The 23,384-nt window shown below is 33.7% G+C and carries 22 protein-coding genes; 3 read left to right on the plus strand and 19 right to left on the minus strand.

Annotated elements, in window-relative coordinates; genetic code table 11:
* Positions 1 to 220: 220 nt before the first annotated feature.
* The 11 genes from ACTXGU_RS01600 to ACTXGU_RS01650 form a co-directional block, all read right to left on the minus strand.
* Entirely contained in the window at positions 221 to 1,132 is a 912-nt protein-coding gene (locus ACTXGU_RS01600; RefSeq protein ID WP_443479729.1) for an AEC family transporter, read from the minus strand.
* 738 nt (positions 1,133 to 1,870) lie between these two features.
* Positions 1,871 to 3,178, minus strand: a complete 1,308-nt coding sequence (gene allB / locus ACTXGU_RS01605; protein WP_443479730.1) for an allantoinase AllB — start codon at positions 3,176 to 3,178, stop codon at positions 1,871 to 1,873.
* A gap of 117 nt (positions 3,179 to 3,295) precedes the next feature.
* The gene (gene uraH, locus ACTXGU_RS01610) at positions 3,296 to 3,649 is read right to left on the minus strand and encodes a hydroxyisourate hydrolase (protein WP_443479731.1); all 354 of its coding nucleotides are present in this window, start codon (positions 3,647 to 3,649) and stop codon (positions 3,296 to 3,298) included.
* A 149-nt stretch (positions 3,650 to 3,798) separates the two neighbouring features.
* A complete protein-coding gene (uraD, locus tag ACTXGU_RS01615; RefSeq protein ID WP_443479732.1) occupies positions 3,799 to 4,314 on the minus strand; it encodes a 2-oxo-4-hydroxy-4-carboxy-5-ureidoimidazoline decarboxylase in 516 nt (171 codons plus the stop codon).
* A 36-nt stretch (positions 4,315 to 4,350) separates the two neighbouring features.
* Entirely contained in the window at positions 4,351 to 4,827 is a 477-nt protein-coding gene (locus ACTXGU_RS01620; RefSeq protein WP_443479733.1) for a (2Fe-2S)-binding protein, read from the minus strand.
* Between the two features lie 20 nt (positions 4,828 to 4,847).
* Positions 4,848 to 7,139: a xanthine dehydrogenase subunit D gene (pucD, locus tag ACTXGU_RS01625; RefSeq protein WP_443479734.1), complete on the minus strand. Its 2,292-nt coding sequence runs from the start codon at positions 7,137 to 7,139 to the stop codon at positions 4,848 to 4,850.
* A gap of 28 nt (positions 7,140 to 7,167) precedes the next feature.
* The gene (locus ACTXGU_RS01630; RefSeq protein ID WP_443479735.1) at positions 7,168 to 8,034 is read right to left on the minus strand and encodes an FAD binding domain-containing protein; all 867 of its coding nucleotides are present in this window, start codon (positions 8,032 to 8,034) and stop codon (positions 7,168 to 7,170) included.
* Entirely contained in the window at positions 7,982 to 8,668 is a 687-nt protein-coding gene (locus tag ACTXGU_RS01635) for an NTP transferase domain-containing protein (protein ID WP_443479736.1), read from the minus strand. Before ACTXGU_RS01635 ends, ACTXGU_RS01630 begins: the two co-directional genes overlap by 53 nt.
* Positions 8,669 to 8,769: 101 nt before the next feature.
* Positions 8,770 to 9,768, minus strand: a complete 999-nt coding sequence (locus ACTXGU_RS01640) for an XdhC family protein (protein ID WP_443479737.1) — start codon at positions 9,766 to 9,768, stop codon at positions 8,770 to 8,772.
* A gap of 391 nt (positions 9,769 to 10,159) precedes the next feature.
* On the minus strand, positions 10,160 to 11,767 hold the full coding sequence (locus ACTXGU_RS01645; protein WP_443479738.1) for an aminotransferase class V-fold PLP-dependent enzyme: 1,608 nt from the start codon (positions 11,765 to 11,767) through the stop codon (positions 10,160 to 10,162).
* 100 nt (positions 11,768 to 11,867) lie between these two features.
* Positions 11,868 to 12,431 (minus strand): glycerol-3-phosphate acyltransferase, encoded by a 564-nt coding sequence (locus tag ACTXGU_RS01650; RefSeq protein ID WP_443479739.1) that lies wholly within the window; start codon positions 12,429 to 12,431, stop codon positions 11,868 to 11,870.
* A 385-nt stretch (positions 12,432 to 12,816) separates the two neighbouring features.
* On the opposite strand from ACTXGU_RS01650, the gene ACTXGU_RS01655 reads away from it, so the two are divergent.
* Positions 12,817 to 13,053, plus strand: coding sequence for a helix-turn-helix transcriptional regulator (locus ACTXGU_RS01655; RefSeq protein ID WP_443479740.1), 237 nt, complete (start codon positions 12,817 to 12,819; stop codon positions 13,051 to 13,053).
* Between the two features lie 441 nt (positions 13,054 to 13,494).
* Positions 13,495 to 14,226, plus strand: coding sequence for a hypothetical protein (locus ACTXGU_RS01660; RefSeq protein WP_443479741.1), 732 nt, complete (start codon positions 13,495 to 13,497; stop codon positions 14,224 to 14,226).
* Positions 14,227 to 14,250: 24 nt separating this feature from the next.
* Here ACTXGU_RS01660 and ACTXGU_RS01665 read toward each other — a convergent pair whose 3' ends face one another.
* The gene (locus tag ACTXGU_RS01665; protein ID WP_443479742.1) at positions 14,251 to 15,009 is read right to left on the minus strand and encodes a LysM peptidoglycan-binding domain-containing protein; all 759 of its coding nucleotides are present in this window, start codon (positions 15,007 to 15,009) and stop codon (positions 14,251 to 14,253) included.
* A gap of 205 nt (positions 15,010 to 15,214) precedes the next feature.
* Positions 15,215 to 17,344, minus strand: coding sequence for a PAS domain S-box protein (locus tag ACTXGU_RS01670; RefSeq protein WP_443479743.1), 2,130 nt, complete (start codon positions 17,342 to 17,344; stop codon positions 15,215 to 15,217).
* A gap of 404 nt (positions 17,345 to 17,748) precedes the next feature.
* Between ACTXGU_RS01670 and ACTXGU_RS01675 the strand changes: the two genes are divergently transcribed.
* A complete protein-coding gene (locus ACTXGU_RS01675) occupies positions 17,749 to 17,898 on the plus strand; it encodes a hypothetical protein (RefSeq protein ID WP_443479744.1) in 150 nt (49 codons plus the stop codon).
* 117 nt (positions 17,899 to 18,015) lie between these two features.
* On the opposite strand, the gene ACTXGU_RS01680 is transcribed toward ACTXGU_RS01675, so the two are convergent.
* The 6 genes from ACTXGU_RS01680 to ACTXGU_RS01705 form a co-directional block, all read right to left on the minus strand.
* Complete coding sequence (locus tag ACTXGU_RS01680; protein WP_443479806.1) at positions 18,016 to 18,207, minus strand: cold-inducible protein YdjO-related protein; 192 nt, start codon at positions 18,205 to 18,207, stop codon at positions 18,016 to 18,018.
* Positions 18,208 to 18,576: 369 nt separating this feature from the next.
* Complete coding sequence (gene recQ / locus ACTXGU_RS01685; protein ID WP_443479745.1) at positions 18,577 to 20,733, minus strand: DNA helicase RecQ; 2,157 nt, start codon at positions 20,731 to 20,733, stop codon at positions 18,577 to 18,579.
* 143 nt (positions 20,734 to 20,876) lie between these two features.
* A complete protein-coding gene (locus tag ACTXGU_RS01690) occupies positions 20,877 to 21,038 on the minus strand; it encodes a YjcZ family sporulation protein (RefSeq protein WP_443479746.1) in 162 nt (53 codons plus the stop codon).
* 28 nt (positions 21,039 to 21,066) lie between these two features.
* The gene (locus ACTXGU_RS01695) at positions 21,067 to 21,183 is read right to left on the minus strand and encodes a YjcZ family sporulation protein (RefSeq protein ID WP_443479747.1); all 117 of its coding nucleotides are present in this window, start codon (positions 21,181 to 21,183) and stop codon (positions 21,067 to 21,069) included.
* 380 nt (positions 21,184 to 21,563) lie between these two features.
* Positions 21,564 to 21,854: a hypothetical protein gene (locus tag ACTXGU_RS01700; RefSeq protein ID WP_443479748.1), complete on the minus strand. Its 291-nt coding sequence runs from the start codon at positions 21,852 to 21,854 to the stop codon at positions 21,564 to 21,566.
* A 246-nt stretch (positions 21,855 to 22,100) separates the two neighbouring features.
* Positions 22,101 to 23,291 carry an MFS transporter gene (locus ACTXGU_RS01705; protein WP_443479749.1) on the minus strand — a complete coding sequence of 397 codons (1,191 nt, stop codon included), beginning with the start codon at positions 23,289 to 23,291 and terminating at the stop codon, positions 22,101 to 22,103.
* Positions 23,292 to 23,384: the final 93 nt, after the last annotated feature.

Genomic DNA, 23,384 nt, shown 5'->3' on the forward strand with positions numbered 1-23,384 from the left:
TGTTCTCTTGACTCAAAAGTGTCTTTTACTTTTAGAGTCAAGAGGTTATCTTTCACAGGGGCTAGGCGCTGGCCGATTAAGAACGCCACGTCCTGTGGCAACATCGGCACTTGTACATCCTGTACGTCGAAGCTGGATCGAGAAAAAGCGGAAGCGCCCGTATAAAGACTCGTACTAATTGTACGTCACTATACGAGCGCTAATTTTTCCTGTTCTTCAATTAAACAAGCATATTTCCGATAACCCATAATAACACAAAACTTAATAATATCGATATATTCGCAGCGGTCCCAACAAAACGCTGATTATATTTGAATTCTATACTATATGGTAAAGCAGCAGATGCCATTGGAAGTATAAGGGCAATTAGTACAGTATAACGAAACATATCTTCTACAGGCAATAAATAAAAGCCTAAAACACCTACTATAAGTCCTACTCCATATCTTAATCCTAATACTTTTCCAATCCCTCTCCAATAACTTTTCTCAAAGGAAAAATTCAAATAAATTCCTAATAATAATAAGGATAATGACATATTTGCTTTTCCAATAATCCCCGCAACTTCAACAGCTGTATCAGGTAAGTGCAGCCCACTTAAATTAACAATAAATATAATAAAATATGTCATTAAAGGAATAGATTTCCTCAGTTTGTTAACAATATGCTTAAAATCTAAAACTTCCCCTTCTTTTGAATAATAGCTGCCAATTAAATAATTTAAACCAAATATGATAAAAGCATTTCCTACATCAAACATGCCAAAATACTTAAGCCCTGCTTGTCCCCAAATTCCTTCCACTAATGGAAATGCAAATAATCCAATATTAAATCCAGGAATAAGCATGCTAAGCATCCCTTTATCATGTCTTGTTTCTTTTCTAAATAAATATAATCCGATAACAGCAACGAGCATGCCATACAAAAGCCCTAATATGACTAACATAATCAATGAGAGTTCCATTTTAATATTATGAAAGGTATAAATGATTAGACAAGGTAATGTAATATTAAAAATAACTCGAGCAATTGCTTCCCCATCTTTTTCTTTTAATATATTCCATCTTTTAAAACAATAGCCTAAACCAATAATAATAATGGAATATAAAAACTGTATATTTAAACTGTCCATTTTGCATAACTCCCAACATATGTTCACTCCACAAAACACAAGACATAATCCTACTCTATTATAGAGAATATGCACAGCTGCTGTAAATGAGGATATGAAAAAAATCTTAGTTGAGATCAGCAATAAAAAGCTTTTGATTCTCTTTAAGGTTATCTTTTATTTCCACTCTTTTCGTATAGATTACTGTTATTTACCCCGCAGCCTGAATACACTTCGCTTTCCGGACGAGTGCCGAGCCTCCTCGTCGCTATGCTCCTGTGGGGTCTCGTCTTTCTCGCTTTTTCCGCAGGAGTCTACGTGTATTCAGGCTGCTCAGTGCTTCATCCATGTTTATTATTTTATTCAATAACAACAAACTTTTAAAAAACAGCCTTTATTTTAAAATACCATTATTGATTATCAAAAGGTCAGGGAATGCACTCCCTTTCCATGGACATACTTTCAAGCCTCCTCGCTCGTTTCTCTGCGGGTCTAGTTCAACCCGTTTTTCCGCAGGAGTCTTACAGATTCTCTTCCTATAAACAACATTATCGTTTAACAGAGTTTATTTTAAAAGTAATATCATTTGGATGCGTAAAATTTTTTGTTTATAAAATAAATGAAGCCTGAAAAAGAAGTCACCCATAACATATACTTTATGGGATAGACTTTTTTCGAGCCTCATTTTATTTCTTCATTTAATTTAATGGTAATTCATTACCGGTTCCCTATAGATTCAGCGTGCTGAATCTATTTACCTTAATCCTCGTATACAACCGCACCTGCAATAATCGTTTGTTTTATTTTCCCTCTAAACTCTCTGCCAACATAAGGACTTTGTTTATTCCGATATAATAAATCTTCCTTATTTAAAATAAACGCTTCTTCTAAATCAACCAATACGAAATCAGCGTCCTTGTTTACAAAAATGCTGCCTTTCTGCTCTTCTAATCCAAATCGTTTTGCAGGATTTAAAGAAAATACATTCGCTAATTGAGGAAGAGATACTTGTCTTTTCCAGTATCCTTCTTCTAATAAAATATTAAAGGTAGATTGGCAGCCAGAAATTCCACCCCATGCTTCTAAAAAGCTCCCTTCCTTCATAAAAGCTGGTGATGGGGAGTGATCCGAAGCAATCGTATCAATTTCACCATTTTTTACTGCTTCCCACAATGCTTCTATTTCCGTTTGATCCCGTAATGGCGGAGCACATTTAGCAACCGCACCTAATGATTCTAAGTCCTCGATTGTTAATGATAAATAATGTGGACATGTTTCTACTGTCACGTCAATCCCTTTTTGTTTAGCAGCTAAAATCGGTTCTAACACTTTAGTACTGCTTATATGTACAATATGCAGTTTACATTTCGTTGCTTCTGCATACGCAAGAATTCTTTGCACAGCTTCCACTTCTGAATAGATGGGCCTTGAAGAAGAAAAAGATGCAGCTCGATTATCGTTTGCTTCCGCTGTTAATTTTCCTAAATGGGACGTAATCACGTCACTTTCTGCATGGACAGCTAATATGCCATCGAATGCCGCAATTTTCTCCATTGCTGTATAAAGGGTTTGATCATCGGAGCTTTTAAAATCTTCAATTCCACTGTTTGACATAAATGCTTTAAATCCAATAACACCTGATTGCATTAACGCTTCTAAGTCATCTGCATTACCAGGTACTACCCCTCCCCACAATCGATAATCAACGATTGATTTTTCTTCTGCGATTGTATTTTTTAGCTCAAATGCACTTTTTGTCGTCGTAGGTGGATGACTGTTTAATGGCATATCAAAAAAAAGAGTAACACCACCGGCTGCGAGACTTTTGCTGCCCGTTTCAAATCCTTCCCATTCTGTTCTCCCAGGTTCATTAAAATGAACATGGGAATCTATCAAACCTGGAAATATATGTAATCCCGTGGCATCAATCGTTTGTTTCGCCTCTATTTCATCTGGAAGTTCAGATAAAGTGACAATTTTCCCATTTAATACCCCGATATCTTCTTTTACAACTTCCTTTTCTTTTACTACAGATCCATTTCGAATAATTAAATCATATTTTTCCATAAAAAGCTCCCTTCCTTTTTGCCTATTGTTAACACGTTTGTATGAAATAAATTAAGAACGTTTCATTTAAAATGATAAAAATATAAACTTGTCCCATTTCCTTTCAAAAACACATCGTCAGCTGCCGCGATATGTCTGGTATCCCCAAGCAGAGAGAAGCAGCGGAATATGGTAATGTTTTTCTTCACTCCTTGCATAAAAACGGATCGGAATGGTTTTTAGAAATGGTTGTTTTTGTTCATCATTCGAAAACTTTTGATAATAATCTTCAATCAAAAAAAGCAATTCATACTCTCCTGTTTCAACTGTTTCCAATAAAACCGTATCCACTCTGCCGTCATCGTTTGTTTTGCCTTCTGCTATAAAGACTTTTTTATTATCTCCTTCCCATTTCCATAGTTCCACTTTAATATCGCTTGCTGGTTTTCCATTTACTAAATCAAGAATATGTGTTGTAATCCCTGTTTTCATTTGAATCTCCTATTCTATTAATATCATACAATTGTATACAATGGTAATGCTAACTATTTATTAAGATTGTTTTCAAATAAGTGACAAATTAGAAGCAATCCAACGAAAAGATTCGTGTCTTTCAATTCATACCTTTTTGAACATCCTATTTAAGAAATCGTTTCTGTTTTTTCAATAATTAGATCCTGCAACCGGAATAATACAATCTTCTGAATTTGAGCTAAAGCTGTTTGAAATTCTTGGTCCGGCTCTTGATTTAATCTTGTTTCCATTTCACTGTAAATGGAGTCTTTTGTATGCCCTTTTACTGCTAAAATAAATGGAAAACTAAATTTATCTAAATAAGCTTTATTTAAATTTGCAAAATTGTTATACTCTTCTTCCGTTAATGTATCTAGGCCTGCTCCCTTTTGTTCTTTCACGGAAGACTCTGTCATTTGGATTCGACCAGCTAAGTCAGGATGTGCACGAATTAAATCTAACTGATCTTCCTTTGCTGCTTCTTTCACAACATTTACCATTGTATCGTACAAAGCTTCGAAATTATTAAATGGTTTAAAACCCCAAGATTTTTTGGCAATCCAAGGGGTATGTTCGAATACCCATCCTATCTCTTTAATAAACTCCGTTTGATCCATCTTATTTATTTGTTCTAATGTATACAATACGCCACTTCCATTCCAATATGTTATTTTTCTTGTCTATTTTTCTTCGAGTAAATCCACTGCCCGTAGAATTCCTTCATATCCTGTACAACGGCATAAATTTCCTGATAAAGCTTGCAAAACTTCTTCACGGCTTGGTTTGTTTTTTTCATCTATTAATGTTTTTAAAGCCATAATCATACCAGGTGTACAATATCCGCATTGTAGGGCACCTCCTTTTAAAAACGCTTCTTGAATAGGATGAAGTGTTTCGGTTGAAACACTTTCAATCGTTTGGATAACTGCTTCTTCTAACTGATAAGCCATGACAAGACAGCTATTCACTAATTTACCATTCATAATTACAGAACAAGCCCCGCATCTTCCCACTTCACAGGAGACTTTTGTACCGGTTAATTGTAATTCCATCCTTAGTATATCTACTAATCTATAAGTTGGAGGGACATGTAATTCCTCTAACACACCGTTAATTTTCACCCGCACTGTTTTCGTTACTGAATTTTTCGTTTCCATCCATTTCCCTCCGCTCTACACTATAAACGTTTGGTTTGTTCTTTCGTAAACAAATGATTGGAAACAATATCCAACAGCTCTTCTGAATGAATTGGTAACTTATTAACCCAATGTCCTGTTGCATCATGAATGGCTGCAACGATTGCCGGGGCGACTGCTACAGAGCCTATTTCACCAACTCCTCTAGGTCCATATTCATCTCCATCTACAAGTGATTCGATTGCAATCACATTTGTTTCTGTTGGAATATCTACTATAGTTGGAACCAAATACGAGTCAAGATTTTCTGTCATATAACGACCGTTTTCCATTGTAGCATCTTCAAACAATGTAAAACCTAGCGCCATATTGGCGCCGCCTTCTATTTGTCCTAAGTAGCCCATCGGATTAACAATTGGTCCTGCAGAGATGACATGATCCATTTTTGTCACATTTACTCTTCCCGTTAATATATCTACTTCAACTGCAGTTGCAACACCAGCAAAGGAATATAAAAAATGTCCTCCGTCAATACTGGTTGGGGTGGTTGGAAAGTGATAATCCGCCGCAACAACTGGCAATTCATCTAAAGTAAGCGCTAATTCTTTGTAGGAAAGCACCATTTTTTGTTCTGATTCACTATTTTTTTTATACCAAACACCCCCAACACCGACAGATAAATCTTCTTTATTAACATTTTTAATACTGGAAACATCCTGCAATACTTTTTCAATCCATGCTCCCTTTAATCGGCGAATTCCATGCCATGCCATATTTGTCGCTCTTGATGCAGTTGATGAACCTGAATGGGGAACTTTTGAGGTATCGCCAATTATAATGTCAATATCTTCAGAAGAACAATTAAATGCTTCTGTCATCATCATATCAATACTCGAAATTAATCCTTGACCACATTCCTCAAAACCGAATGCAACTTCTATTTTCCCTTCCTTATTTAAAGAAATTCTTGCTCCTGACGGGTCTGATCTATTATATCCGAGACCTCCTCCATGCATCGTAATACTATATCCTGTTCCGTATAACTTCCATGGATTAGATGCAGCAGTTTCTTTCTTTAATACAGATGATTGTAGGATTTTTTCGAGAACTTGTTTGGCACCATCAGTTGGCGCAATTAATTGGTTTACGGGGCCAAGATCTTTTGTTCCGCGAATATTTTTTAAACGAATTTCACTGCTGAGCAGGTTCATTTTTTCCGCTAATCGCTCTATTTGTGTTTCCAGCGCAAAGGTGATTTGATTACCGCCAAAACCTCGGAATTCCCCTGAAACACCGTTATTTGTATAAACGGAATAACCTTCCACATCTACAATATCTATCATATAAGGGCCAGTGCTATGTTCAACGGCAAAATCTAATACAGCAGGACCTAACGTGGCATACGCTCCAGTATCCGCAATAATTTTCACCTTATGTGCAAGTAATTTTCCATCTTGATCGACGCCTGTTTTCATTGTAATCTTCATTGGATGTCTTTTTAATCCTGCTTTGATGGAAGTTCTTCTGGATTGATGAATTTTCACTGGCTTTCCAGTTTTTAACGCTAATAAACATATATATGGCTGAATGTTTAATTCATCTTTCCCGCCAAATGAACCTCCTATAGGACTTGAAATAACGCGAATATTGTCTGCATCCATATTTAAAATTCTTGCCAATTGCATTTGATCTTTAAAGCCATGCTGGGTAGGTGCGTATAATGTGATTCCTCCATTTTCTTCGGGGATCGCCACGCCTCCTTCTGTTTCCATATAAGCATGCATTTGCCTTGGCGTGTCATACGTTTCCTCGACAATACATGTACATTTTGAAAATGCTGCTTCTATATCTTCCCCTTTTTGATAAGTGGCTTTATGAAGCAAGTTACCATTTTCATGCAGCTTACTTGTTGTATCTAATAAGCTTTCTTCCGGGTCGGTGATAGGTGTTAACGGCGTATATTCAACTTTAATAAGAGAGGCTGCTTTTTCTGCCACTTCCTTTGAAACGGCTGCTATTGCAGCAATAGCATCTCCAACATATCTCACTTTCTTGTCACAAAGTACTGGTTGATCCGGAATGATGATGCCAAAACCATTTAATCCCGGAACATCTTTATGAGTAATAACTGAAAATACACCAGGCAAAACTTCAGCCTCTGTTGTATCGATAGAAAGAATGGTTGCAAACGGATATTCACTTCGCAAAACAGTTGCGTAAAGCATATCAGGAAATGCCATATCGGTTAAATACTTTAACTCACCAGTTACTTTTCCTTTACCATCTCTTCTTATTTTCCATCGCGAGCCAGCACCCTCTTTCGTTAATACCAACTAACCTCGCCCCCTTTTTTCCTAATCATCAATCTTGATTAAAAATTGATTTACATTGTGCAAAAAAAATATTGGCTGCTACTTTTCTGCGGTATCGCTCTGTGACAAAAGGATCTGAATAAGAAACAAACCCATTTTCTATTGCTTGATAAATGGGGGCAAAATCTAAGTTTCCAGTATTTCTATGAAGCAGCATTTTTTCAGCAGACTCTAACCTAACAGGTTGATGAGCTCCACCACCAATTGCTAGTCTTGCTTCTTCTATTTTTGCATTTGCCTTTTTTATATATCCAGAAACCGATATAATTGCAGCAGTAAAACTTTCTCTTCTCCCAAGTTTTTGAAAAAAATAATGAACCCCTTCCTTTTGTGTTTGTATCGGAATACGTATTGTTGTAATTAGTTCTAAAATGTTTGCTTCTTTTTTTGTTTGCAGCCATTCTTTAATAGAAACCACATACTGTTTTTCACCGTTATAAATATTTAATTGGGCATCTAATACTAATAACGCAGGAATGGAATCGCCAACTTCACTACAAATATTTCCACCAATGGTTCCTCTGTTTCTAACTGCTGGAGCACCGATTTTGCTGCAAGCATCAGATAACACCTTGGCATGTTCCAGTACTAAAGAGTTCTTACAGCATTCTGCAAGGACAGTTGCTGCACCAATTTCTAAATATCGAACGCCCGCTTCTGAAATTTCCTTTATTCCTGCTAGTTCTATTATTTTCTCCATACTAATTAGATGAGAGGGTCGTTCTATTCCAGCTTCCCAATTCAACTGTAATAACGTGCCGCCTGAAATTAAGATGCTATTCGATTCGTATACCTTTTTGGCTTTAACGAGCGTTATCGGTATATCTACAATCGTTTGGTAGTAATCTGTTTCCATTATAGCCACCCCTCTCACCATTCAACTTTTCTATCATGAATGGAAGATATTTTTGATAATCTTCTTTTGTATCTATATCAGCAAAATTCAACTCATCTGAAAATTCAATTTTTTTACCTTGCAATAACCCTTTGGCGATTATTTTTTTCGCCCCAAAATCTCCTTTTATTTGTAATAATTCTCGAAATGTTTTTGCCGCAAAAATAATCGGAGGTTTTATCAGACCTTTATGACTGCTTGCAACATAATCATCATTTGCAGACATAGCTTGCATTTGTAGTGTATGAAGCATGGTTTCTTTAATAAACGGCTGATCCGCCAAGCAGACGATCACCTGTTCAGCATTCATTTCCATCGCTTTTGTTATCCCACATTTAAGGGAATATCCCAGCCCTTTTTTTGCTTCGCAACAAACTATTATTTCCCCTCTACCTCGTTTTAGTTCATTTATCAAATCTTTATTTAACCAATTTAAAGAATCGTTTTCGTTCACAATAACTAAAACATACTCTATTAATGACGACAATATTGTTCGTAACGCAATACTTCCAAGTGAAACATGATGAATAGGCAAGGACAGTTTTTTTTCTCCCATTCGACTGCTTTTTCCTGCTGCTAAGTAAATCGCAATCACAAACATTTCACCTTCTTTTTAGAGGATATTAAGAAAAGCGCAGGCCCCTTGCTAACCCCCGAAGATCTCAGGTTAACTAATTCCTTTTTGAATACACATTTTCATGCCGTTTTTTTATTTTTTTCTGCTATTAATTGTGCTACTATGCTGATAGCAATTTCATCTGGTCCTTCCGCGTTAATAGGTAAACCGATAGGAAAATGAAGCCAATCTGGTATCGTATTCGATAATAAAAGTCGCTGTGAACGTTTTTTTGAACCTAATAACCCTAAAAATCGCAGTTTTTTTGTTAATAAATAGTTCACTAATTCTTTATCCTTCGAAAAATTATGTGTCATAATAAGAACGTAATCTTCCTTTGATGGTTGAATTTTTTCCATTGCAACGATCGGATTGCCGATCATCACTTCATCAACACTCGGAAATTGCTGTTTATTGCATAAACCCGAACGCCAATCCGCTAATAAAATATGAAATCCAGCACCTTTTGCATACATGGTCAGTGGTTTTACATCGGGCCCTGCTCCATAAATGATTAAACGCGGCGGTGGAATAAATGCTTGTTTGTAAATATAACAATCTAATTGTTTATTATGTATCATTTTATTATTTTCATAGGGTGAGAAATCAATCCTATCCTTTAACTTCGTGCCAAATATTTCTCCAGTTTCAGTAATAAAAAGAGAATTAAGCAACTGAAAGTTTTGATCCAATACTTTTATATGGGAAACAGCTATTCTACCATCTAACAAATCCTTTAATTTGTGATAGTCATTTTTTACTGTAGCAGAAATACGTTCTAATAAAATATGAATACTACCATCACAGCCTACTCCCTGTCCCCATGATAAATCATCATCCGAACGAAGGTCATAGACTAAATGACATGAATTAACCGTGTTTGATTCCACCCTGGCCAGAATATCTTGCTCTACACAACCACCACTTAACAACCCCGTTTCTTCCCCATCTTCCGTAAAAAACATCATCGTTCCTTCTTTTCGATAAGCCGATCCCTCTACATGAATAATGGTTGCTACATAACTGCTACAATTACTATTTACGATAGATTGAATAACGGAGTAACTATCTGAAAACATTTCCGCACCTCCCATTATTTTCATCTTATCAACTAAACAAGTTTATTAGATTTTATGATGATTCATTCAATTAAATTGTAAAAATTCGAATTTTTTCCGAACTATCCGATGTTACAAAAGCTAACACAGGTTTTTATACAAATAATATATCGGATAGAAAAAAAAGTCACTGGGTTTATTATCTAATAAAAATAACATAAATTAGCTATTTTAAACAATTATTTTCACTTACATCATGCAGCATGATATAAAATATAACAACAAGTTATTTAAAGCAAGCTGTAACTTTGAGAACCCTTGCTCTTTACTTAAAGGGCTTTACCAAAAAAAAATGACACTAGCTTCCTTGAAGGTTTTTTCACCACAAAGAAAATAGTGTCACTATATTGTTCTACCATAGTACCTCTTTTTTGTTTTTTTCATGTTGTTTCATATAACGATAAATACAGAAAAGCACCCGCATCATTTGTTTTGTCTCATCGATTGTATTATTTCCAATGGTAGCTATTTGAATCCAATTGCGTTTTATTAAATACTTGCTTTCATATTGAAGAACATATCCTTGCAGCTTCATCATATCTCCAAGTAATTCTGTTGATAGGTCAGAATCTATTTGAACAGTAATAATCGTGAATGCTGCTTTTTTACTTTCAGTGATTACATGAAAGCCTTCTTCTATTAAAGATTCATAAACATATTGATACATTTTTTCCACTTGGAAAAACTTTTGTTCCGCTTTAATTTGAAGACTTTCTTCTAATGCCGAAACTAAGTGTGATGAATGAGAATATGGTACACTCTCTTTCTCCATATATTCTCCTAAATCAAGATAAGGAGGAAGTGAATGGCTGCTTTTAAGTTTATGATGATGAAAAACAAAGGATAAACCTGTTATGCTGCCAATCCCTTTTCCACTAACACCTGTAGCAAAATAAACATTTGTTAAATCAACAGGAATTGCTCCTATTGAACTAATGCCATCTACAATCAGTTTCATATGATTCTGCCTGCAATAAGTAGAAAGGTCGTCTATTGAGTTTAACATGCCCGTCGACGTTTCACAGTTTACGAACCAAATCCATTTAATATCCTCCGTAAGGGCCTCCTGTACTTCTTTTGCTGTAAACGATTGTCCCCATTCTTTTTTTATTGTATTAAAATGTAATTGAAATCTTTCTGCACGTGAAATTAATCTTTCTCCAAATTCACCATTGCTTAAAATAAGTCCTTTTTCGTTTAATAATTGAAGCTGTGAGGCAACACAATCATTTGCTAATGTGCCTGAACCTAATAATACTTGAACATGTTTGGCTGACGTTAGCTGACAAAGCTTTTGTTGAACATTTTTCATTTTGTTATAAAAAAGGTGGTCACGGTGGGAAATAACGTTATCAGTAAACGCCTGCATCACTTTTGAATTCACCTTAACTGGTCCTGGAAGGAAAGAAACTTCCTTTGTAAATAACTTGCTTTTTTGTTTAAACCATTCCGTTGTTACATACATCGGCTGATAGGCAGCAGTTTTCGTTCCAACAATGTGTGCAAACGGTGTAAATCCCATATGTTTGTATAATTTTAACTCATTTAATGTGCCGCTGATTACTGCAGCATCGTATTTGTTTTGCAGACAATATTTTAACAATAGTTGCATTAATCCAACAAATACTTTTGTTTTTCTATATTCTTTTTTTACAGATAATAATCTAACTTCACATAAATTTTCTGGTTTAATTGGTAAATAGGCAGATAGATCGCCAAGTTTTTTATCTAAAGAAAAAGGCCTTATATGATTAACACTTAACATGCCAATCACTTCATTATGTACTAATGCAATTAAATAAGTATTCTGCTTATGATAAGCATCTATTAACAATCTATCCTTATTTTCTTGATGCTGTGGAATTTCTTCCACAAATGTTTCATAATTTAATTGATGAATTTGTTCGATTTCATGCTGCAATGTTGCTATTTTAAATAAATAGGTTGGATTTATCCCCAATAGTTCCACCACCTAATAAATAATATATTCCATTACTTTTTGCATGTTTTTTCGTTAAGAGTGTAGAAATAATCTTTTTTCTATTTCTAAAAAATGATCGTTATACTGGCTTATTAATCGGAATAAATCCTTTCCAAGAAATATGATGAGACAAAAAAATCATCAACCATGTCAAGAGCGCTATGACAGTACATAACACGGTACCGTCTCTAAGAAGCAAAGAAACACAAACTAAAAATAATGCAATAAAACCGGTAAAAGTAAAACTTTTATAAATTAGATAAAAAACAAAAAAACTAATCATGATAATAATACTACTAAGAAAATCAAACGCGATTAGCCCTCCAATAAAAGTAGAAACCCCTTTGCCACCCTTAAATTGGAAAAACAATGGTTTTATATGACCTAAACAAACGAAAAACAAAGCAATTAATAGGATTTCATTCGAAAATTGAAAATACTTTCCTATTACAATCATCACAGCTCCCTTTAAAGCATCTCCTAAAAAGGTGAGGAAAAATGCTTTTTTACCATATAATCTACCCGCATTTCTTGCACCAACATTTTTGCTGCCTTCAAGTCGTATATCTACTCCTTTCAACAATTTCCCTACCAAATACCCAAATAATATATTGCCAATAAAATAAGATACTACTAAATACAAAATAATCGTAATCACACCTTAATAAATATATTTTCCATTGTGTTAATAACATTATTATACACTAAAAGAATAAATTTACACAAATGATTATTTTCTTCACATCTTCTTAATCCTAATAATGGTTAATAAATACATATATCCGATACTTTACGGCAAAAGAAGAATAATTTCACTTTTTTTGCTATTTATAATATAAATTTTTTTATTGAATAATTACGAATCTTTTTTTATGATATAGTTGTAATGCAAATTCCTGCCAAATAACAGCATCGTAAAGAATATTAACATACAATAAAGGGGATTAGCATTGTTTAGTGCATTTTACTTTATTTTATTATATATGTTTGCTAAACTTTACTTTTATGCAAGATGAAGAGGTGAATAAATGAACAAAGAAATAATTAAATTCCTTCGAAAAAATTATGAAATGACGCAAAGAGATTTTGCAAAAATAGTTGATTGTAGTTTTGCTTTAATTGCACTAGTGGAAGTCGGCAAAAGAAAAGTAAGTAAAGATTTAGAAAATAAAGTCAAAAGCGCCTTTAATTTAGATGATCAAGATATTCAATCTATTTCTTCTATTCTATCGGAATTCAGCAAGGGGATCCCTCCATTTATGTAAAAATACCTTTCCTATCTAAGCAAAATCTCATCTACTACTTTCTCTTCTCATTGATCATTCAAACTATATTTTGGAATACTTATACATACTTTACAAACCGATTCATTCTTTAAAAACTGTCCATTGTACATAGGACAGTTTTTTCATATTCTATCAATCGAAACCTCTTCCAATCCATGACTCAAATAGAAGTACCATTTTTTAATTTAGGCTGTTTTCGTATAGATTATTGCTTTTAAACGCGTAGCCTGCATACACCTTTGCGGGGACTTGTCTTTCTCACATTCCCACAGGAGTCTAAGTGTATGAGGCTGCTACGAAACGCTTTTCCATATGTACAGCCTTAATTTAAATGTCATCCTAAAACAATAATAGGAGCAGAATCCCCTTTTCGCTTGTTTTTACATAGTATAAAAGACGAAAGAAAAAAGGAGGAGAGCTATGCCAGACAAAAAGGAGCAATCACTTTTTCCAACTGTCTATAAACCTAAAACGAAATTAGAAGACAGTTCAAATCAAAAGACATTTCATCAAAATTATTTACATGATTATATGCAAAGCCAACATGATACTATGGATAAATTAACACACTTAATTCTAGACTTGCAGCAATTTGTAAAGGACAATCAACATGTCCAACAAGGGAAGTTTGATGGAATGAATCAAAAACTACTAGCTCAAGAAAGCCTATCATCTAATTTATTAACATCCTTTGCTAATCATCAATTAATGTCTAAGTCTTTTCAAGAAAAACTTTTGGCAATAGAATGTTTAATCAAAGAAAATGCAAACGTATTAGCAAACGAAACAATTATGAATCAAGCTATTCTCGATCAAGTTTCCTACCAAGAACAAGCTGTTATTTCATTAGGAGAACAGTTTCAAAACTATACCTTCATAGCTAATCAAATGCAAAAAAACATGGAGAAAGTGGATAAAAATTATGAAACAGTGACAGAAAAATTAGAGGTGCAGGAAATTTTCCACCAAACATTGATAGAAAAAATGGATGCAACCGAAGCAAATATGAGTAAAATCACAAGACAGATAGATGTGTTAAAACACCTCCTTTTTGAAAGAATTAGCTATTTATCAGACAAATTGGAAGCTAATTTCAAATCCATTTCTAAACCTGTTCAACGATTTCTTTTGCAAAAAGAAAAACAAGACTAAAAAACACCCATTTTTGGGTGTTTTTTAGTCTAATATTTTAACTTTTACTTTTTTTCTTCCCCAATCTAATGCATCTTTATTGGAAGAAACAAATACATCAATTTTATTTCCTTTAATTGCACCGCCAGTGTCCCCTGCAATTGCTGTTCCATACCCTTCCACATACACTTTTGTGCCTAATGGTATGACAGATGGATCTACGGAAATGACTTTTTCATTTGGTCTTTCTTTTAAATTTATTCCTGTTTTCGTTATGCCTGAACAGCCTTCACAGCTAGCTGTATAAGCAGTTGCAGTTACCGTTAATTCTTTGCCACTAGATTGTTCAGCATCAACTGTTGATTTCAAGTCTTTACTTTTATCATTTAGATTGTTGTTTTTCATTACTTTAACAGATTTTGAAGCTATATTTGCTTTCTTTTTATTACGCTTCCCTTTTTTAATAATTAAATCATTTCCTGGGAAGATACGTTCTGATTGTAATTGATTCCATTCAATTAATTGATCGACCGTAATATTATTTTTTTTCGCAATAGTCCATAAGCTATCGCCATTCACTACTTTATATGTTTTTTCCTTAGATACCACTAATGAATCTTTAGGTTTAATAATTTCCGTTTCTAGTTCGTTCCAGTTTTTTATGTCATTTACGGAAACACCATATTGTTGAGATATTTTCCAAAGTGTATCTCCATCATTTACGGTGATTTTCTCTGCATGTGCTTCAGTAGAAACAGTTGCTGTAATCGTTGCACAGGCGATAAATGATAAGATTTTTTTCATATTATGATTATTCCTCCTTGGTTAGCTTTACAAAGCTAACGGGACTAATCATAACACGAAATACACGTACAAAAAGAACAAGGAGATATTAAATCTGTTACTAATGTAACAATATTTTAACAGTTCAAAGACTAATCATCTGAAAAATACAAATATTATATTCTATTCTCCTATAAAAATATGATTTATACCTCTTTATACCTATTTAAGAAGCAGGAGGAAAGGTTAAATGGAAAGATGTTCCTTTATTTTTTTCACTATCAATAAAAACTTTTCCATTTAAGTTTTCGATTATTTTAAAGCTAACCATTAAGCCTAACCCGTTACCATCTTTTTTCGTTGTAAAAAAAGGCTCTCCTAATTTCTCTAATTGCTCTTTCTCCATACCAATACCAGTGTCTTTTATTATAATCTCAATTTCTTCTTTTACCTTCACTTTAACAAATATGTCTCCACCATTCGGCATCGCTTCTATCGCATTTTTGAAAAAATTTAAAAACACTTGCTTTAATTTATTTTCATCACATTCAATTACGACTTCTTCATTGTCATATTCAAAATGGATTTTACTCTTACTTTTTCTTAAATGGTAATCAAGTATGGATATAACATTTTTTATGATTGGAATTAATTCTTTTTTTTCCAGTACCGAAACAGTTGGTTTTGATAACAACATAAATTCTTCTACAATAGAATTTACTCGTTCAATTTCATCCAGAATAATAGTGAAAAATTCTTGCCGATTTTTGTCTAATTCATCCATACTTAGAAACTCTGTATATCCTTTAATGGATGTTAAAGGATTGCGAATTTCATGTGCAACACCTGCTGCCAGCTGCCCTACCGCTGCAAGTTTATCTTTGCGATGGAGAATTTCCTCTGTTCTTTTCTTGTCCGTTATATCGTTTCGAATTGCTAAGTATTGATAAATTTTATTGTTTTTATCTTGAAATGGAATGATGGTTGTATCCACCCAATAGTAGCTTCCATCTTTTGCTTTATTGCGAATTTCTCCCTTCCATACCCCGCCACTCGCTATTGTTGTCCATAATTGTTGAAAGAATTCCTTCGAATGAAAACCTGAGTTCACAATACGATGATCATTTCCAATCAACTCTTCTCGTAAATATCCAGAAATTTTACAAAACTTATCATTTACACTCGTTATTTTCCCGCGTCTATCAGTAAATGCAATAATGCTAGATTGATCAAGAGCAAAGTTAATATCACTTACTTCTTTAATACTTTCTTCTAATTGAATTTGCACCTTTTTTTGTTCCGTTATATCTCGTCTTATCGAAACATATTGATACGGAATACCTTTTTTATTTACAAATGGAACGATTACTGTATCTACCCAATAAAATGTTCCATCTTTTGCCTTATTACGAATCCCTCCTTTCCAAATATCCCCTTTTGATATCGTTTTCCACATATCTCTAAAAAATTCAGGAGGGTGATAACTTGAATTTACGATTCGATGATTTTGGCCAATTAATTCGGAACGCTTAAATTTAGAAATTTCTACGAATTTATCATTTACATATGTAATCATTCCATTATTATCCGTAAATACTACAATTGATGACTCATCAAGGGCATATTTCATATCACGAACATTTATATCACTTACAGCTAACTTTTCTGTTATGAGCGTACTTGTACCAATTAGCCCACCTAAAATTAAAATAGTAATAAATAACACAACATAGACAATAAAGCTGTTGTAATAGTCTGGAGATAATTCATTCCATTTAATAGGTGTTGTTTTATTCAGCAACATATATTGACTAGTCAGCGTCACCAAAGTAATTACAAAACAACAAAATGGTCTAATAAAAGAAGAAGGGATTATCGACTTTTTCGTTCGATAAAAAGAAAACCAGATCGAAAAAGAAAAACCTGCAAACAATAACCCAAAGCTAATAAATAATGAAAATAGATGATACTGAATTGTACTGCCTATTGAATATAATCCAATTACAAATACAGACAACATCGAAAAACTAAAAAATAATGCTCCAATATAAATTCGATGTTTATTATGTTCTTTATCTAATAATGAATAAAAGGCCATTCCACTAAAACAAATACCGACAAGCATCGATAATATGGTAATAGGAATTTCATAACTAGCTGTTGCATAAATATTATTTGCCATCATGCTGACAAAACTAAGAATCCAAAAACCAAAACCCATAGAAAAAGTGCTCGCTAAAAATAAGAATCGACTATTTTTTTCTGAATTTCTAACTAAATAAAATAAATCGAAGGAAGTAAACACTGCAACATACAATAAAAGTATGCTAACAATAATAAGAATGGTGCTGTACAATATTCATCCTCCTATACATAAAAATAAGTTTACTTAACATTTTACCCCCCCCAATCATTCTCGCCTAGTTAAAGCGTAATTATAGAAATGTTTCTTTATTATTCAAAATTAGCAACCTTTTCGTTTTTTAAGTTTTCAAAAATATGTTTCAACTATGATTGTAATGGAAATACAAATTATAGGAAAGTTTTTTTTACAAGCGATGGAAATAAAACATTATACTGGATCAATTGATTTGCTGTATATTTTTCCATTTTATTAAATTACTATTCTGCTGATGAGAATATTTTTTTACTGTAGCAAATTTCTATCATCAACTGCTGAATCCCCTCCAAAATTTTCTATATTTTTCTATCATATTTTTTGTTAATAAGCGAAAACTTTAATTAGGAGTGTGATAAGTAATGAAGAAAAAACAACAAATTCTGAATGCAGAAAGTAAATCGCTGAACGCTCGTTTTCGAGGAGATTCACTTGATACATTGGCAAATATAGAAGAAACGAATACAGCGTTAGCAAAAAAAGAAATAGAACAGCAACGAGATAATTTATAATACTTTAAAACGAAGTGTATCAAGAAGATTGTGAAATTAAAAATGAACCTGTGAAAACTGCCAATAAGGAATATCTTATCGATTCTATGGCGTTTGCAGGTTCAATTCTTTTTTCCCTCAATTATTTATTTGCGGTAATTCTCTCATTTCAACAGAAGTTTCATTTCCGCATAACGGACATTTTAAATCTTCTGTCGCAAAATCCTTTCTCATCCATCCATTACAGGAATTACATGCATATACCTCTAAATTTATTAACACTTCTTCTGGTTTTTCTTCTAACCCTTTTCTATTGAAAAATATTGGAATCGCCCCCTTTTTAAGTTAGTATGACCAATATTAAATAAATTAGTAATATTTTTTGGCTGTTTTCATATAGATTGTTGTTTTTAAACCCGAAGCCTAAATACACTTCGCTTTCCGTGGGCGAGCGTCGAGCCTCCTCGTCGCATACGCTCCTGTGGGGTCTCGTCTTTCTCGCATTCCCACAGGAGTCTACGTGTATGCAGGCTGCTAAGAAATACTTTTTCTCCCATTTTCCATGTAAAAAACAACAAACTTTGAGAACAGCCTATTTTTTAAAAAGGGATGCGCTTTATTAATACATGCATGCTAATAATTGTGCAACTATTAGCATGCTCGGCTCTTTATATTTTCGGTTTATTAAAATCATTTTTGTTATTTACTTTGACTGAGTTTTTCCAATTCCAGTTTGGCTAAAACGATTTTGATCATAAAATAGCTAATATGCTCTGGCACCAACTCTTTTATTGGCTTTAATTTATCTGCACCAACTTGACTTATTGCAGATAATACTTGTGATTCATCTGAAGCTGTAATAAACTTGCTCCAATCTACATTTTTCCCTTCTTTTCCTGAGCGAAGAAGATGATTCTCGATCGTTATATTGCTTAATTCTCGTTGATCTGCAATTTCGTTTATGGTTAACCCAGATTGAAATAACTCATAGCTGATAAAATGAGAATTTTCTACCGCTTCTTTTTTCTTTCTTTTCGTGGAATGAACAGTTGTTTGCACGATTGATTTATCTACTTTTTCTTCAGGATAACTACTTCTGAAACGAGCAATTGCTTCAATTATTATTTCTCCGTACTTTTTCAGCTTTAACTCTCCAACCCCTTTTATGTTAGAAAACTCATTCATAGTAGCTGGTTCATTTGCTGCAATGAGGCGTAAGGTTTCATCAGAAAAAATGATAAACGGGGCAACGTTTTCTTCTTCGGCGATCTTCTTTCTAATGGATCGCAAATGTTGAAATAGGACATTATCTTCAGCCAATTTATTAGCAACTACTTGCTCTTTTCGTAATACCGTTTTTTTTCCTAACAATACTTCTTTTCCTTTAATAGTAACCTTTAGTATCGGCAGAGTGCCTGTTGTCACCTCGATATAAGAGTCAGAAATTAAAAACTCGATAAAATCACTTACATCCTTGGCAGACTGCTCCTTCATTAGTCCATATGTCTTTATGTTATGCAGAGAAAAATCGATCAGTTTTTTATTCCGGGAACCAGTTAAAACTTGTGCAACCATTGTTTTGCCGAATCTTTCACCCATTCGTATGATACAAGACAGCACTTTTTGCGCATCTGTTGTTACATCTACAACCAACCTGTCATCATTACAATTGCTGCATCTTTCACATTTCTGCCCAGATAATTCCCCAAAATACTTAAGAATATATTCTTGTAAACATTCTTCTGTATGGCAATAATTGATCATTGCCTGCAGCTTATCAAGATCCTGTTTTTGCTTATTCGGGTCATTAGTCGTTTGATCAATCAAAAACCGTTGAATCCTTATATCTTGTGCAGAATATAATACGATACATTCACTTGGCAACCCATCTCTGCCAGCACGGCCAGCTTCTTGATAGTAGCTTTCCATATTTTTTGGGAGCTGATAATGAATACAGTAACGAATATTTGATTTGTCAATTCCCATTCCAAAAGCTGTTGTTGCGACCATAATTAAACAATCGTCGTTTATAAATCGCTGTTGTTCTCTTGCTCGATCAGCATCCAGCATACCCCCATGGTATTTTGCCACCTGCAGATTTTTCTTTTTTAAGCGTTCATACAACTTTTCGACATCCTGTCTGGTCGCTGCATATATAATGCCTGACTCCTCTTTATTTTTAGAAATAAATGAATCAATATAGGTTAATCTGTTCTCTCCTTTCACAACAGAAAAGGAAAGATTTTTCCTTTCAAATCCAGTAATAACAGTATGCTGTTCATTTATTTGCAATTGTGTACAAATATCTTTTTGAACCTGTGGCGTTGCCGTTGCAGTAAGTGCTGCTATTATTGGTTTTTTATGTAGTTTATTGATCATCTTTCCTAGTCGAGAATAGCTAGGTCGAAAATCGTGTCCCCACTGAGATATACAATGAGCTTCATCCACTGCGATTAATGGAATTTCGACTTCGTTTAAGATATCGATAAAAAAATCTGCCTCTAACCGTTCTGGTGCCACATATAAAAGCTTGTATTTCCCTGCTTTAATTGCATTTACTCTTTCTTCTACCTCCACCATTTGTAAAGTGCTGTTTATAAACGTAGCAGGAATACCAACTGCTGTTAATGTATCCACTTGATCCTTCATTAAGGAAATGAGTGGGGAAATAACAATGGTAACGCCATTAAAAATCATCGCTGGAACTTGATAACAAATCGATTTACCCCCACCTGTCGGCATGATGCATGCAACATTTTCTCCATTTAACAAGTAGTCAATTACCTGTGCTTGTCCATTTCTAAATTGCTCATAACCAAAATACTCTTTTAATATGGTTAACGCTTTATTAAACATATTTTCACTAAAACCCTCCCAAATCAATAGAATGGTGTTCTCTTATATATTTTATCATGAAATTCCAAACCAAAATCTAAAAAATAAAAGAGATCTTATAAGCCGGTGCTGCCGGCTTATAAGAAAGTCCCCTATTTATTATCTTATAACCAAGCTGCACCAACGATGATTAATAAAATAAATAATACTACAATTAATACAAAGCCACTTCCATAACCACAACCTGTTGCAACTGGTGCTACTGGGGCTGCATAACCACATCCATATGAACTTCCACAACCGTAACCGCCATAACCGTATGCCATTTATTTAACACTCCTTATTTGTTTTATATTAATAACAACAACCGATATAGCTTGAACCTACAATGATTAATAAAATGAATAGCACTACTAGTAGAGCAAACCCTCCACCAAAACTTTCTCTATATTCTTCTGGATGACCACTCATTTAATCCACCTCCCTCATACACATAAGCATCATATGTATGGAAAGCTTGTCAGGAATGGGCACTTTATTATTTTATAAAAAATTATTTTACTTTTCTAAGTATAAAAGTTTTCAACTTAGACGAGTGTCTAGCTCCAGCACCTAGCTCCTGTGAAGGATAACCTCTTGTCTCTAAAAGTAAATGACACTTTTTGAGCCAAGAAAACATTTTTCTTCTGGGCTGAACAAGGCGATTCCGCTTTTCTTATAATTTCGTTATGTATAAGCAATATTAACTCAAGGGATAAAGCATTTCTTTTTGATTTCTAAACAATAAAATCGAACAATCTTTTTTGTTATGAAAACAGAAAGAAATGCCTGTGGTATTAATTAACTGATTATTAAAAAAACGGAATAAATGCTAAAGCTGCAATTAGCCCAAGGGAAATGCCAATAGCTGCCCCTGCAAAGCCCCAACCAAATCCCCAGCCAGGACCTGGACCGTAACCTCTATAATAACCGAAGCCAAAGCCACCGTAATTTCTGCGACTTCCTCCTAATGGTCGAATAAACACTTTATTACGTGTTACCCTATCAATAATGCCAGTGTGTACTTTGCCATCATGTGTTCTAATACGAACGCATTTTCCAATTCCATTTGAACACTGATGATAATATTGATTACCAGACATATTTTACACCTCCAACGTTTGCTCTTTACTATACTATGTACAAGTGTAAGGAATGGATGGACAACCGTCATAAGATAATAGCGGATTTTAGTTACAAATCGTCAATCAAAATAAAAATCACCGACCTAGACAGTTCCAGGTCAATGACAAGTCATTCTCGTTTATTTGTTTTCATCATTTTAAAGATTGGAGAAAGTCCCTTCTAAGTGTAGTATTATTAGAAAACGGTTTCTCATTATCCACTATCTATATTGATTCTACTATCTCTTTATTGTTGATATATTTTTCTGCTTTCTCTATTTTTAGTAATAAAATAGTTAATACAACTCCTACGGAAGTTACTACACAAAAAAATAAATACACATAAAAGATATTAAACTGATCAAAAATAATACCACCAACAAACGTATTAAACCAAGTTCCAAGACCATTTCCGATGGCAGAATAAAATGTAATAGCGGTTGCCATCATATGTGAGGGTGCAATTTTTTTGACATATTGCAATCCCACTGGAATAAATAGCCCTACTCCAAATCCTTGTAAAAACGCAGTAGCATATATAATCATCAAATTTGGTTCAGTGAAATATAAAATCCACCTAACCAATGAAAGGATTCCTGATAATAAAGCAATTTCCAATAATCCAAATTTATTAATCCATTTACCAGCTATCTTCATGAAAGGAACTTCTGATAACACAGCAATTAAAAAGGCTATTCCGATACCTGTAAACGTTCCTCCACTGTTCTCTACAAATAAACCAAAAAAAGTATTATTAGCCAAGTTAGGACTAAAAATCATAAATGTAACGACTAAAAACATCATATATTTTTTTTGGACAACCAACTGTTTTATTCCTTTAAAAGGATTATTATTCGTTGCTGGTTTAGCCTTTGGCATTTTATTTGTAGAAAAGGAACAAATAAGAAAAGAAATAAAAAAAGAAATAAAAATAATACTAGGCTTTATTTCAGACAATTTTCCCATTATAAATACAGCAATACCAAATCCTAATGCCCCAAACATTCTAATATGGCCATAATCTAATTTATAATCACTAGTGAATTTAATCGTAATGCTGTCGGATAACGGAACAATCGCACTTTGAAAAATAGCAAGAATAATTGCTATGAAAAAAATCCAAAGAAATGTATCAAAAAACAGAAATCCTAAACTGAATATTCCTGTAAAAAATGTACATAATCTAAGAATAGTTGATGGATTGTTTCTTTTATCTGAAATCATTCCCCAAATGGGTTGAAAAAAGATAGTGACTACCGGTCCTATTGACATAACTATTCCAATTTCAAAGCCGGACAATCCAATGGAATTATTTAAATACACGCCTAAAAAAGGAAGTAAACTCCCAGTGCCAAAAAACGAAAAAAAATAAAAAGCCTGTAATATATAACTATTTCTAATAATTTGGTTTTTCATTATCTCGTACTCCTTTGCTTGTCCATTATACCTTAAGAATACAAGTCAATAAATGGGGGAATAGTAAATAATCCATCTAATTCTACCTTTTAA

The sequence above is a fragment of the Niallia sp. 01092 genome (genome assembly GCF_052318935.1).
Classification (GTDB): Bacteria; Bacillota; Bacilli; order Bacillales; family Cytobacillaceae; genus Niallia.

Bases quoted from the DNA above. Each gene is read 5' to 3' on its own strand.
- ACTXGU_RS01690 (WP_443479746.1), bottom strand. From the start codon at position 21,038: ATGGCATACGGTTATGGCGGTTACGGTTGTGGAAGTTCATATGGATGT.
- ACTXGU_RS01600 (WP_443479729.1), bottom strand. From the start codon at position 1,132: ATGGACAGTTTAAATATACAGTTTTTATATTCCATTATTATTATTGGT.
- uraH (WP_443479731.1), bottom strand. From the start codon at position 3,649: ATGAAAACAGGGATTACAACACATATTCTTGATTTAGTAAATGGAAAA.
- ACTXGU_RS01640 (WP_443479737.1), bottom strand. From the start codon at position 9,768: ATGTTTTCAGATAGTTACTCCGTTATTCAATCTATCGTAAATAGTAAT.
- ACTXGU_RS01705 (WP_443479749.1), bottom strand. From the start codon at position 23,291: ATGAAAAACCAAATTATTAGAAATAGTTATATATTACAGGCTTTTTAT.
- recQ (WP_443479745.1), bottom strand. From the start codon at position 20,733: ATGTTTAATAAAGCGTTAACCATATTAAAAGAGTATTTTGGTTATGAG.
- ACTXGU_RS01695 (WP_443479747.1), bottom strand. From the start codon at position 21,183: ATGAGTGGTCATCCAGAAGAATATAGAGAAAGTTTTGGTGGAGGGTTT.
- ACTXGU_RS01675 (WP_443479744.1), top strand. From the start codon at position 17,749: ATGAAGAAAAAACAACAAATTCTGAATGCAGAAAGTAAATCGCTGAAC.
- ACTXGU_RS01665 (WP_443479742.1), bottom strand. From the start codon at position 15,009: ATGAAAAAAATCTTATCATTTATCGCCTGTGCAACGATTACAGCAACT.
- allB (WP_443479730.1), bottom strand. From the start codon at position 3,178: ATGGAAAAATATGATTTAATTATTCGAAATGGATCTGTAGTAAAAGAA.
- ACTXGU_RS01655 (WP_443479740.1), top strand. From the start codon at position 12,817: ATGAACAAAGAAATAATTAAATTCCTTCGAAAAAATTATGAAATGACG.
- ACTXGU_RS01700 (WP_443479748.1), bottom strand. From the start codon at position 21,854: ATGTCTGGTAATCAATATTATCATCAGTGTTCAAATGGAATTGGAAAA.
- ACTXGU_RS01620 (WP_443479733.1), bottom strand. From the start codon at position 4,827: ATGGAAACGAAAAATTCAGTAACGAAAACAGTGCGGGTGAAAATTAAC.
- ACTXGU_RS01630 (WP_443479735.1), bottom strand. From the start codon at position 8,034: ATGGAAACAGATTACTACCAAACGATTGTAGATATACCGATAACGCTC.
- ACTXGU_RS01660 (WP_443479741.1), top strand. From the start codon at position 13,495: ATGCCAGACAAAAAGGAGCAATCACTTTTTCCAACTGTCTATAAACCT.